The sequence below is a fragment of the Rhodococcus sp. APC 3903 genome, from assembly GCF_030407755.1.
Taxonomy (GTDB): domain Bacteria; phylum Actinomycetota; class Actinomycetes; order Mycobacteriales; family Mycobacteriaceae; genus Rhodococcus_F; species Rhodococcus_F erythropolis.
In genome coordinates this window covers 359,260-370,601 of record NZ_JASDCV010000002.1, presented here as the reverse complement: position 1 = coordinate 370,601, position 11,342 = coordinate 359,260, and the positions used below count along the sequence as shown (strand labels likewise).

Sequence of the window (11,342 nt, the reverse complement as noted above, 5' to 3'; positions counted from 1 at the left end):
TTTCAGGCCTCCATGGCGCCGCGTACCGCGGCAACGATCTGATCGACGTCGCCGGCGGACAACGCAGCGTGGACGGGGATGCTCAGGCACCGCGACGCCACCGAAGTGGCCACCGGCGTCTCGTCGATGACGACGCGCGGATGCTCGCGGTAGCACTCGTAGTCGTAGACGGCCTTCGGGTAGTAGATGCCGCTACCGATGTCCTTCGCGGCCAGACGCTCACTCAACTGGTCGCGAGTGATCGGTGCGCCTTCGGCCAGCAGCAAGGTGAACTGATGCCAGACATGTCCACGACCGGACAGTTCGCTCGGCAGGATCAGTCCTTCGACGTCCTTCAGGCCGACACGCAAGGCCTCCGCATTCCGGCGGCGCGCCTCGACCTGCTGCATGTACGTCGCCATCTGGGGCAGAGCCAAGCTCGCCTGGAGGTCAGTCATCCGGTAGTTCTGGCCGACCATCTCGTACTGGTAGCGCGCCCGCATGCCCTGGTTGCGCAGGACCCGAAGTCGATCGGCGATCGCGTCGTCGTCGGTCGTGATCATTCCGCCCTCGGCGGTCGTGAGGTTCTTCGTTGCATAGAACGAGAAGCAACCCACACCGAAACTGCCGGCGCCTCGCCCGTCGTACGTCGCTCCGTGGGCCTGAGCGGCGTCCTCGACGACAGTCAGACCGTTTTTCGATGCAAGCGGCATCAATGCGCCCATATCCGCCGACTGTCCGTACAGATGAACCGGCATCAGAACCTTCGTGCGGTCACCGATTCGATCGGCAGCAACTGCCGGGTCGATGTTGAAATCGGACTCGGAGATATCGGCGAACCGCGCCGTCGCGCCTGCCTCGAGAATCGCATTGAGCGTGGCCACGAACGTGAACGGCGTCGTCAGAACCTCGTCACCTGGCTGAAGATCCTGGACCTGGAGAGCCGCGATCAACGCCGTAGTGCCGTTGTTCACCGCCACCGCGTGTCGCGTGCCCACCAGCGCCGCGAACTCGTCCTCGAGCCGCTTCACCTTGGGTCCCTGCGCGACGATTCCCGATCGCAGAGTGTCCAGCACCTCGCGCTCGACTTCTTCCCCGAACGAGATACTGGATATCGCGATCACTGAGTTACCTCCGATAGATTCATCCGACCGTCGTCGGAACGAAATACCCCGACAACCCAGGAAGCGTATCGAAACACGATTCGATACTTCGAGAGGATTCCGGAACCCGCATGTCTGAACGAGCCGACTGCCACATCCATCCGACCGCCGTCATCGGCGCCGACGTACTGATCGGGGCAGGGGTCACGGTCGGACCGAACGCCGTGCTGACCGGCCCACTCGAGATCAGCGACGATTGCTGGATCGGCGCGGGAGCGGTCTTGGGAGCTCCCCCCGAGATCCTCGGCGCGCTACACCCGACATCCTGGTCGGTCAGCGCCGGTCTGGGAATTCGAATCGGTGCTCGAACGACGATTCGCGAATTGAGCACCGTCCATCAGGGCAGCGAACGCCGCACCGAGATCGGCGAAGACTGCTTCGTGATGAACAGAGTGGGAATCGAGCACGACGTGCAGATCGGTGACCGATGCGTCGTGTCATCCGGCACGACGCTTGCCGGGCACGTCAGCGTCGGAAACAGCGTCAACCTAGGCATGCACACTGTCGCGCACCAACGCCGCATCATCGGCTCCGGATCCATGATCGGGATGGGAACCGTCGTGGTCAAGGACGTTCCACCCTTCTCGAAGGCATTCGGCAACCCGGTGTCGTTGAACGGTGTCAACCGGATCGGAATGAGCCGATCGGGTATCTCGGACGCGGATATTTCCGCAATCGAAGACCTCTACGCCGCCGGCAGCTTCGGCACGTCACCGGCCATTCCGGACTCACTCTCGGAAGCCTTCACCTGGTGGCGGGAACGCGCCGACAAACCGCTCGTGGTTTAGCGAGACAAATCCTGGTTGGTATCGTCTGCGAAATGACGAACGGGCGGGATGCAGGCGCGTGAGTACCTCTCCCGAATCTGAACAACCGGTCGAAGACGTCGAACCGGCCGCACAGCCGAACGCTCTGCGCGGCCTTCTCGTCAACGGGTTCAAGGTGCTCGTCACCCTCGCGATCGTCGTCGCGATCATCTTCGCGGTGAAGTCCCAATGGTCCGAGGTCAAGAACACGATCACCGAGCTGAACTGGTGGACGCTTGCCGCCTCGTCGGTGTTCATCTTCCTCGGTATGGGTGCCGCAGTGCGGGCCTGGCAGCACGCACTCGGCGCCCTCGAACAACCGATCCCGGCCTTCGACGCCGCTCGCTCTTATCTGGTCGGCCAACTCGGCAAGTACCTTCCCGGCAGTGTCTGGGCCTTCGTTCTGCAAACGGAACTCGTCAGGCGCGCCGGTGTGTCCCGTGCCGCAGGCTTTGTCGCAGTGCTGGTCACGGTGGGGTTGAGCACAACTTCGGCGCTGGTCGTCGGCCTCTTCGGTCTACCTGCCCTGTTCGAGGTCAGCACGGCGGCAGCGGTCGGCGTGATCATCCTCGTACCGATCGCATTGGTCTGCGCCTACCCGCCGGTGCTCACACGCCTGGTGAATCTCGCGCTGAAACTGCTCCGCCGCACGCCGCTGCACAAGCCGCTCACGATGCACAAGATTGCGCTCGCATTGGGCTGGTGCGCAGCAAGCTGGGTGCTCTACGGCATCCAGTTGTGGCTGCTCGCGTCCAGTTCGGCGGGCTTCGAAATCCGTGGGCTCGTCCAGTGCATCGGCGCTCTCGCCCTCGGTATGTGCGCGGGAGTCCTCGTCTTTGTCGTGCCGTCCGGAATCGGTGTCCGCGAAGCCGTCATCGTCGCAGCGCTTTCACCGTTCATGGATGCCGGCGTCGCGCTCGGCCTCGCACTGGCGTCGAGGCTGCTGTTCACCCTCTGTGAGGTCTTTGCCGGCGTCGTGGCTGCGTTGTCGGGATCACGGGGCCTGCGCAATGCACTCGTGCACGAGCGCTCGCGGGTGCCGGACCCCACCAAAGCCTGACGTTCGGTCAGACCACTTTCTCGGACGCGGAATACTGCGTCTCGACGCCGGCCTTCTGCGGACGCCACCACTGCTCGTTGTCGCGATACCACTCGACGGTGGCTTCCAGTCCGCTTCGGAAATCGCGGTACTGCGGCTTCCACCCAAGTTCCTGCTGCAGTCGCGTCGAGTCGATCGCATACCGCAGATCGTGACCAGGGCGGTCGGTGACGAAGTCGAAATCGTCCGGCTTGCGTCCGAAAATTTCGAGCAGAGCCGCAATCACCGTCCGGTTGTCGGTTTCACCGTCGGCGCCGATCAGATAAGTCTCGCCGGACTTTCCGCGGTCCAGGATGTCCCAGACGGCGCGGTTGTGGTCTTCGACGTGAATCCAGTCGCGGACGTTGCGACCTTCCCCGTACAACCGCGGACGCACCCCGTCGAGCAGATTGGTGATCTGGCGTGGGATGAACTTCTCCACATGCTGGTACGGGCCGTAATTGTTGGAGCAGTTGGAGATGGTGGCCGCGATCCCGAACGAGCGTACCCAGGCACGCACGAACAGATCACTCGACGCCTTGGACGCCGAGTACGGACTCGACGGGTTGTACGGTGTCGTCTCCGTGAACTTCGCCGGATCATCCAGTTCGAGGTCGCCGTACACCTCGTCGGTGGAAATGTGGTGATAACGGACCCCGTGTGAACGCACTGCCTGCAGGAGCGAGAAAGTGCCCATGACGTTGGTGCGCAGAAACGGTTCGGGGTCGGCGAGGGAATTGTCGTTGTGGCTTTCGGCGGCGAAGTGCACGACTGCGTCGGAGCGCGAGACAAGATCGTCGACCAGCGGCCCGTCGGCCACGTTGCCGTGAACAAACGTGATCCGGTCCTCGACGGACGCCAGGGACTCGCGATTTCCGGCGTAGGTCAGAGCGTCGAGAACCGTGACTTCCACGTCGGGACGCGTCGACACCGTCTGATGAACGAAATTGGCACCGATGAAGCCGGCACCCCCGGTGACCAGTAGTCGCACTTCATCTCCTCAGGTTCATCGAACGAACTCCCACTTTAGCGGCAGAATTCGCCATGTCCCGTTTGCATCGGCGGGCAGGAGTGCAGGACACTGCACGCATGCGCGGAATCATTCTGGCCGGTGGCACCGGGTCGCGGTTGCACCCGATCACCCTCGGAGTGAGCAAGCAACTCTTGCCTGTCTACGACAAGCCGATGATCTATTACCCGCTCTCCACTCTCATGCTCGCGGACATTCGCGACATCTTGATCATCACGACTCCACACGACGCCGAGCAATTCCGTCGAGTTCTCGGCGACGGCTCACAATTCGGTGTGAATCTCACGTACGCGATCCAGCACGAACCCAACGGCCTCGCAACGGCATTCACCCTCGGCGCGGATCACATCGGATCGGAATCCGTGGCGCTCGTCCTCGGCGACAACATCTTCTACGGCCCCGGTCTCGGAACTCAACTCAGGCGTTTCTCCGATATCGACGGTGGCGCCGTGTTCGCTTACTGGGTATCGAATCCGACCGCCTATGGCGTTGTCGAATTCGACGACTCGGGTCGAGCAGTGTCCATCGAGGAAAAACCGACGTCACCGAAATCCAATTACGCAGTCCCTGGCCTCTACTTCTACGACAGCGACGTCGTCGACATCGCACGCACGCTGAAGCCCTCTGCGCGTGGCGAATACGAAATCAGCGACATCAATCAGCGCTATCTCGAAGCAGGCAAACTCACCGTCGACGTCCTCCCCCGCGGAACGGCGTGGCTCGACACCGGAACACCCGATTCCCTGCTCGAGGCTGCAAACTACGTGCGGACCATCGAACACCGCCAGGGTCTCAAGATCGGTTCACCCGAAGAGGTCGCGTGGCGTCAGGGATTCATCGACTTCGACCAATTGCGCACTCAGGCAGAAGCATTGGGCAAATCCGGGTACGGCGACTACCTACTTGAACTGATCGAGCACGGCAAGGAATGGTGACGTGGAAATTCGTCCACTGAAGATCGCTGGAGCGTGGGAGATTACGCCGAAGCAGTTCGGCGACCACCGCGGCGTCTTTCTCGAATGGTTCAAAAGCTCTACCTTCACCGCCGCGACCGGCCGCACACTCGACCTGGCCCAGGCCAACTGCTCCGTTTCCGAAGCCGGCAGCCTCCGCGGGATCCACTTCACGGACAATCCGCCCGGACAAGCGAAATACATCACCTGCGTGAAAGGTGCCTTCCTCGACGTCGTCGTAGACCTACGGATCGGATCACCGACCTTCGGCGAGTGGGATGCGGTGGTGATCGACGACGTCGATCGACGAGCAGTCTTCCTGGCGGAAGGCCTCGGCCACGCGATCCTTTCACTCGAAGACGGATCGACAGTGATGTACCTGTGCAGCATCGAATACTCCCCCAACCTGGACCGCGACCTCGATCCCTTCGATCCTGAACTCGCGATCGAATGGCCGACCACGGATCGTGAAGGCAACCCCCTGACCTACGAGCTCTCCGCAAAGGACGACGCCGCACCGTCCCTGGCGACGCTCCGGACGAACGGCCTGTTGCCCGGTTTTGTGGCCGAAGATTCGCCGAATCGGTAATCTTCACCTTTCACACTCGATGGGATGACGACCGGCGGGACGGACGGCTGGATGACCAAACGTGCGGGCAGACGCGGTCTGTGGACGGCCGCCGTTCTCGCAGCCGGACTCGGCGCCCTCGCACTGGTCGCACCGCCTCTGACGCCTGGCACGATCGAGTCCGCCCCCGTCACCGTCATCACGACCACCCCACCGGCGTCGGTTGTTCCGCTCACCCCGGAGGAGCTCTCGGCCCAGGTGGTCCCCACCATCGTCACCATCACCGCGCCGGCCGGATTCACCACCACCGCCGGAACCGGGATCGTGCTCTCCCCTGACGGAGTTGTGCTCACGAATCACCACGTCATCAGCGGAGCCTCGGACGTCACTGCCGTCAGCATGTCCAACGGACTGATCTACGACGCCGAGATCCTCGGGTACGACAGCGTCAGCGACCTTGCCGTCCTTCGACTCGCGGGCGCCACGGATCTGCCGGTGGCTGTGGTCGGCAAATCAGCAGAAGCCACTCGTGGGGATTCCGTCACCGCAATCGGAAATGCGGAAGGCGGCGGAGTACCCGTCCCAGCTCCCGGCGTCATCACCAACCTCGGTGTCACCGTCAACACCCGCAACGTGTCCGACGGATCGCGAAACCAGTTGAAGGGCCTCATCGAGGTGGACGCGGACATCCGGCCTGGCGATTCCGGTGGCCCCCTGGTCAATGCCGTTGGCGAGCTGATCGGCGTCAGCAGCGCGGGCAACGCCGTCACCGACCGCACCGAAACCTCGCCGGCGCCTCAGTCCTACGCGATACCGATCGACACCGCGCTGCCGATCGTCGAGCAGGTACTCAGTGGCCGCTCCTCCGAAACCGTGCGTGTGGGACCGACGCCCGTGCTCGGTGTCGCGGTGAAGGATCACGCGGAAATGCCGGCCGGCGCGGAAGTTGTTGCCGTGAGCTTCGATTCGCCGGCCGAGCGGGTGGGGCTGACCAAAGGTGCGGTCATCACCGAGTTCGGTGGCAGCCGGATCGCGTCGTCCGCTGATCTCAACGCGGCGATGAGCTCGCGCCGCCCCGGCGACACCGTCGCAGTGACGTGGGTGGACGCAACCGGGCAACCCGGGACCGGTTCCCTGGTCCTCGACGAGGGGCCACCTCGCTAGTCGTACAAGGCGCCAGCCGTGAAAGCATCGTGGCATGACGACGGTTCTCCTGCTCACCTGTGACGGCGCCGCCCGCGAGGCGGATGTCGAAAGCAAACTCGTCATGGAAGCTCTCACCTCCTACGGCATCGCGTCGACAATGGCGCCGTGGTCGAGCCCGTCCCTCCTCGATATCGACGCCGACCTGGTTCTGATCCGGTCGACCTGGGACTACACCCAGCGCCTCGACGAATTTCTTGCCGTTCTCGATCAGCTGACCGCCCCGATCGCCAACCCGCTCCCGATCGTCGAGTGGAACGCCCACAAGGGATACCTGACCGAACTTGCCGCGGCCGGCGTCCCCATCGTCCCAACCGCTGTGATCGCTGCCGGAAAGAGCGAAACACTCACCCTCCCTTCGTTCGAGGGTGCCGACGTCATCGTCAAGCCTGCAGTGTCCGCCGGCGCTGTCGGAGTGGGAAAGTTTGCCGCCGGGTCCGAACAGGCCCACGCTCACCTCAGCTCGATCCTCGAGAGAGGCAACGACGCTCTGGTCCAGCCCTTCATCTCGGATGTCGTAGACGGCGAGCGCTCGATCATCCACCTCGGTGGACGCTACTCCCATGCCGTCCGTAAGATCCCAGCCACCAATGACTTCCGTGTGCAGGAGTTCCACGGCGGAACCAACTTCCTCCACGAGCCTTCCGCCGCCGAACTCGCGGTGGCCGACGCGGCACTGGCCGCGACCCCATGCGGCCCCGGCGAATTGCTTTATGCGCGTGTGGACGTCGTGGGGCCGGTGGATCAACCACTGCTCATGGAAGTGGAATTGATCGAGCCCGAACTCTTCCTGCCCTTCGCCCCCGGATCTGCCGACTCCCTCGCACGTGCAGTTGTCGCGTCTCTAGGTCTGTGAAGCGCCTCGGAGTGCCTTCTTGTCGACCTTCCCCAAAGCAGTGAGCGGCAACGCTTCCAGAATTGAAATCTCCTTGGGCGCCCAGATCGGGCCCTTGTGTGATCTGACGTGTGCGACGAGTTGCTCGGGCGTGACCGACCATCCCGTCTTCAGTACGACTGCCGCGGTAACCGCTTCTCCCCATTGAGGATCGGGGACACCGAATACTGCACAGGCGGCCACTGCGGGATGATGTCCGAGTGAGTCCTCGACTTCGCGCGGGTAGACGTTGAATCCACCACTGATGATCGTGTCCTTGATCCGGTCGACGATCGAGATGAGCCCAGTTTCGTCGATCCGAGCAACGTCGCCGGTGTGCAACCACCCATTCGCGAGCGCTGCAGCGGTTTGTTCAGGTTTGTTCCAATAGCCGTCCATCACGAGCGGACCTCGCACACAAAGCTCGCCGGGTACGCCCGTCGCGGTCTCGTTTCCCTGCTCGTCGAACAACACCACTTCGACACCTGGCATCGCGCGCCCACAACTCCCCAGAACCGCGGGATCGTCCGTGTGCTCACGTGTATCGAGCACCGTCAACGCATTCGGGGCTTCGGCCTGACCGTAGTGCTGGCTCAGGATCGGCCCGAACACCGCCCCTGCCTGCGCGAGCCTGGTGGGGTCGATGGGTGCAGCACCGTAAAGCATCCAGTTCAGCCCGGACAGATTCGCATCCGACAGGCGTGGATGGTCGAGCAAGGCGTAGAGCATCGTAGGAACGACGAATGTAGCTGTGACTCCGTCATTTTCGATTGCGTCGACAACCCTGTCCGGGTCGAACGACCTGTGCAACTCGAAGCTTGCACCTCGCTGCAGACCGGGTGCGACGAGCAGACCGGCAGCATGAGACATCGGCGTGGTGAGCAGCATGGTGGTATCAGCCGGCCACTCCCACGTGGTGCAGGCCCAGGCATTGGCGACCAAAGATCGGTCCCTGAGCATGACGCCCTTCGGCTCACCGGTAGTTCCACCGGTGTAGAAGAGATACAAAGCTCGACCCTGACCGCCGAAGTCTGAACCTGTTCCCGCCGTAGCCAATTCACACGCTGATCCGAGGGCTGACAGTGACATCACTCGAGTCTGCGCCGCTTCGGCGCGCGTCTGGAACTGTCCGTCGGCAACCAACAGGAGATCGGTACCACTGTCTTTCAGCACCATCCTGTCGTTCTCTTCGGTCGCGAGCGGATGGAGTGCCGTGTAGCGCACGCCCGCCAGACACGCTGCCGCCATGACCGTGAATGCTTCAGGACACGGACCCGCAAGCAGGGCCACCCCGCCTCCGTCCGGCAGAGCGAGGCTACTGAGGACACCTGCAATCCGCTCGATCTGTTCCGCGGTCTGCCGATATGTCAGCTCGGCCCGATCACCGTTCCGATCCGTGAATCGAAACGCGATGTGGTCTGGTCGGCGTCGCAGCGCCGACAGAATCAGATCCGCATATCCCGCTTGCTCGTGCAAGCCTGGCGCCATCGGTTCATCGTTCATCATGTCCGCGTTCATCGTGGCCCTCCCAAGATCGTGACCGCGGCGACGGCTTCCTCGATGCCGTAGAGACCTCCGCCGTTCTCTGCGACCGCGATTCGAGCCCCGGGAACCTGTCGCCGCGCTGCTTGTCCACGCAACTGCGTGACAAGTTCGAAGACCTGCGCTAGTCCCGTTGCCGAGACCGGATGACCACGGGATTCGAGCCCACCTGACGGATTGACCGGACGCACGCCTCCCAATGAACTCGCACCGGACGCAGACCACGCGCCGCCCTCACCGATCGGGCAGAACCCCAAATTCTCGACCTGCTGTACTTCACCGAAGGCCGTGGCGTCGTGGACCTCTGCCACATCCACATCGCCTGGCCCGACTCCGGCTTCCTCGTATGCGCTCATTGCCGCTCGGCGACCGATGTGACTCTCGACGTCATCTGCGGCCCGATCCGTGCCTGACACCAAGCTGCAACCGAGTACCCGCGCCGCCCGCCGAGAGGAATCATGCCTTCGCGCAAAGTCTGCAGTGGTCACAACAATTGCCGCCGCACCGTCACTGACGGGCGAACACATCGGAACGGTCAGAGGCCACGCGACTCGCCTCGCGGCAAGCACCTCGTCGACAGTGAAGGGTTTGCGAAAGTGCGACCGCGGATTGTGCACGGAATGCGCATGATTTTTGGCTGCTACGGACGCGAGTTCGAACTCGGTCGTTCCGAATCTCTCCATGTGCGCCCGAGCAAGAGAAGCGTAGATCTCCATGAACACCGACCGCTCACCCTGCGATCCGAGTTCACCCGGCACCGGAGCGGAGAGTGAGGCAAGGCCGGCGAGCGTCTCGTCGCGATGCGCAACGTCGAGTGCACCGTCGAACACCTCCAGACTTCGAGCGGGATCCGAGCACACCAGCTTGTCCACCCCGACCGCCAATGCGACCTCGGACAGACCGGCGCGAACGTGGGCGATCGCCAGCCAGAGTGCCGTTGCCCCGCCGGCGCAGGCATTTTCGACATTGACGACCGGGACTCCACCGAAACCGTAAGGCCTCAAGGCAATCTGGCCTGGGATCATGTGCTGCCGGTCGATCGCCTTCTGACTGACGGTCGCGTAGAAGACTGCACCGACGTCACCGCGGGTCAGGCCCGCGTCTTCGACGGCGTCGATCGCTGCACGCCCCGCCAATTCCGAGGCCGAGGTATCCGCGTGCCGCCCGAAGGGAGTCGCGCCGACACCGAGAACCATGACTTCGCCGCTCACGCCACCACTCGATTCCTCAATACACCGAGGCCGGCGACCTCGAGTTCGACTACGTCTCCCGGTTCGAGGAACCGCCCGTGTTCCAAGCCGCATCCACTCGGCACGGTGCCGGAACAGAAGACTTCACCCGGGTACAGCCGCGTGGAAGTCGAGGCGAACGAAATCACGTCCTCGAAACGATGGTCCATGTCGGCGCTGGTTCCTCGGCTCACCTCGTCTCCGTTGATTCTCGCGGTCATCTCGAGCTGGTACGGGTCTCCGACTTCGTCGGCCGTCACGATCCAGGGGCCGAGGACATTCGCGTTCGAAAAGTCCTTGCTCTTACTGAGACCGAGTCCGGTGGAGATCTCCTCGAGCTGAGTATCGCGGGCGCTGAAATCGTTGAAGATGGTGTAACCGAAGATATACGCAGGGGCATCCGCTCGTGAGATGTCGCTTCCACCGCGCCCCAACACACAGGCGAATTCGAGTTCGTAATCGCGCAGGCTCGAGTACTCGGGCCACACGACCTCAGATTCGTGTCCGGTCACCGCCAATCGGTTCGCTATGTAATACAGCGGGCGCTCCAACTGGATCTTCGGCAGTTCGACGTCCTCGAGTGCGACCCCTTGAATTCGGGCGCGAGCGTTGCGGAAGTGATCCATGAAGCAGCCGAAGTCTCGGATCTGGACCGGCTGAGGAAGCGGCGACATCCAGCGCACATCACCCGCGTCGACGATCGCACTTGCCGGCTGCTCGTCTGCGAGCCGATCCAGGATCTCCCGTGCCGCCGGACCACCTTCGATGATGGTTTGCATGGTTTCCAGTTCTGGAGCCGGTTTTCCCGTCACATCATGATGAGCTCGCTCGAGTAACAACAGTTGCTCGCCGCTGCCCGTCACCAGAGCCGTCTGCTGGGTCTTTTCGTATTCGACGGTCGCAAGTTTCACTGTGAG

The 11,342-nt window shown here is 62.8% G+C and carries 11 protein-coding genes; 6 read left to right on the top strand and 5 right to left on the bottom strand.

The window, feature by feature from the left end; translation table 11 throughout:
- Positions 1 to 2: 2 nt before the first annotated feature.
- Complete coding sequence (locus tag QMA15_RS04135) at positions 3 to 1,103, bottom strand: DegT/DnrJ/EryC1/StrS family aminotransferase (RefSeq protein WP_020968132.1); 1,101 nt, start codon at positions 1,101 to 1,103, stop codon at positions 3 to 5.
- Positions 1,104 to 1,213: 110 nt separating this feature from the next.
- Here QMA15_RS04135 and QMA15_RS04130 point away from each other — a divergent pair, with 110 nt between their 5' ends.
- Both QMA15_RS04130 and QMA15_RS04125 read left to right on the top strand, forming a co-directional pair.
- The gene (locus tag QMA15_RS04130) at positions 1,214 to 1,930 is read left to right on the top strand and encodes a DapH/DapD/GlmU-related protein (protein ID WP_020968131.1); all 717 of its coding nucleotides are present in this window, start codon (positions 1,214 to 1,216) and stop codon (positions 1,928 to 1,930) included.
- A 124-nt stretch (positions 1,931 to 2,054) separates the two neighbouring features.
- Entirely contained in the window at positions 2,055 to 3,008 is a 954-nt protein-coding gene (locus QMA15_RS04125) for a lysylphosphatidylglycerol synthase transmembrane domain-containing protein (protein WP_341464785.1), read from the top strand.
- 7 nt (positions 3,009 to 3,015) lie between these two features.
- Here QMA15_RS04125 and rfbB read toward each other — a convergent pair whose 3' ends face one another.
- Positions 3,016 to 4,017: a dTDP-glucose 4,6-dehydratase gene (gene rfbB, locus QMA15_RS04120; RefSeq protein ID WP_279162939.1), complete on the bottom strand. Its 1,002-nt coding sequence runs from the start codon at positions 4,015 to 4,017 to the stop codon at positions 3,016 to 3,018.
- A 98-nt stretch (positions 4,018 to 4,115) separates the two neighbouring features.
- Here rfbB and rfbA point away from each other — a divergent pair, with 98 nt between their 5' ends.
- Genes rfbA through QMA15_RS04100 form a run of 4 tightly spaced genes read left to right on the top strand, consistent with a single transcriptional unit; the run spans position 4,116 to position 7,636 of the window.
- Positions 4,116 to 4,991: a glucose-1-phosphate thymidylyltransferase RfbA gene (rfbA, locus tag QMA15_RS04115; protein WP_290283734.1), complete on the top strand. Its 876-nt coding sequence runs from the start codon at positions 4,116 to 4,118 to the stop codon at positions 4,989 to 4,991.
- A 1-nt stretch (position 4,992) separates the two neighbouring features.
- Entirely contained in the window at positions 4,993 to 5,598 is a 606-nt protein-coding gene (gene rfbC / locus QMA15_RS04110) for a dTDP-4-dehydrorhamnose 3,5-epimerase (protein WP_042950318.1), read from the top strand.
- Positions 5,599 to 5,649: 51 nt separating this feature from the next.
- Complete coding sequence (locus tag QMA15_RS04105; RefSeq protein WP_341464784.1) at positions 5,650 to 6,741, top strand: trypsin-like peptidase domain-containing protein; 1,092 nt, start codon at positions 5,650 to 5,652, stop codon at positions 6,739 to 6,741.
- Positions 6,742 to 6,775: 34 nt separating this feature from the next.
- Positions 6,776 to 7,636, top strand: coding sequence for a hypothetical protein (locus QMA15_RS04100; RefSeq protein WP_279162937.1), 861 nt, complete (start codon positions 6,776 to 6,778; stop codon positions 7,634 to 7,636).
- Here the strand turns inward: QMA15_RS04100 and QMA15_RS04095 are convergent.
- From QMA15_RS04095 to QMA15_RS04085, 3 genes are read right to left on the bottom strand one after another with little or no spacing between them, the layout of a single operon-like run.
- Entirely contained in the window at positions 7,625 to 9,160 is a 1,536-nt protein-coding gene (locus QMA15_RS04095) for an AMP-binding protein (RefSeq protein ID WP_290283710.1), read from the bottom strand. The genes QMA15_RS04100 and QMA15_RS04095 overlap by 12 nt on opposite strands.
- Before the next feature lie 8 nt (positions 9,161 to 9,168).
- A complete protein-coding gene (locus tag QMA15_RS04090) occupies positions 9,169 to 10,407 on the bottom strand; it encodes a thiolase family protein (RefSeq protein ID WP_279162936.1) in 1,239 nt (412 codons plus the stop codon).
- Positions 10,404 to 11,336: a fumarylacetoacetate hydrolase family protein gene (locus QMA15_RS04085; RefSeq protein ID WP_279162935.1), complete on the bottom strand. Its 933-nt coding sequence runs from the start codon at positions 11,334 to 11,336 to the stop codon at positions 10,404 to 10,406. Before QMA15_RS04085 ends, QMA15_RS04090 begins: the two co-directional genes overlap by 4 nt.
- Positions 11,337 to 11,342 lie beyond the last annotated feature (6 nt).

What these genes read in the sequence shown, in the direction of transcription:
- QMA15_RS04130 (WP_020968131.1), top strand. Translation starts at nt 1,214, where the DNA reads ATGTCTGAACGAGCCGACTGCCACATCCATCCGACCGCCGTCATCGGC.
- rfbA (WP_290283734.1), top strand. Translation starts at nt 4,116, where the DNA reads ATGCGCGGAATCATTCTGGCCGGTGGCACCGGGTCGCGGTTGCACCCG.
- QMA15_RS04105 (WP_341464784.1), top strand. Translation starts at nt 5,650, where the DNA reads ATGACCAAACGTGCGGGCAGACGCGGTCTGTGGACGGCCGCCGTTCTC.
- QMA15_RS04100 (WP_279162937.1), top strand. Translation starts at nt 6,776, where the DNA reads ATGACGACGGTTCTCCTGCTCACCTGTGACGGCGCCGCCCGCGAGGCG.
- QMA15_RS04095 (WP_290283710.1), bottom strand. Translation starts at nt 9,160, where the DNA reads ATGATGAACGATGAACCGATGGCGCCAGGCTTGCACGAGCAAGCGGGA.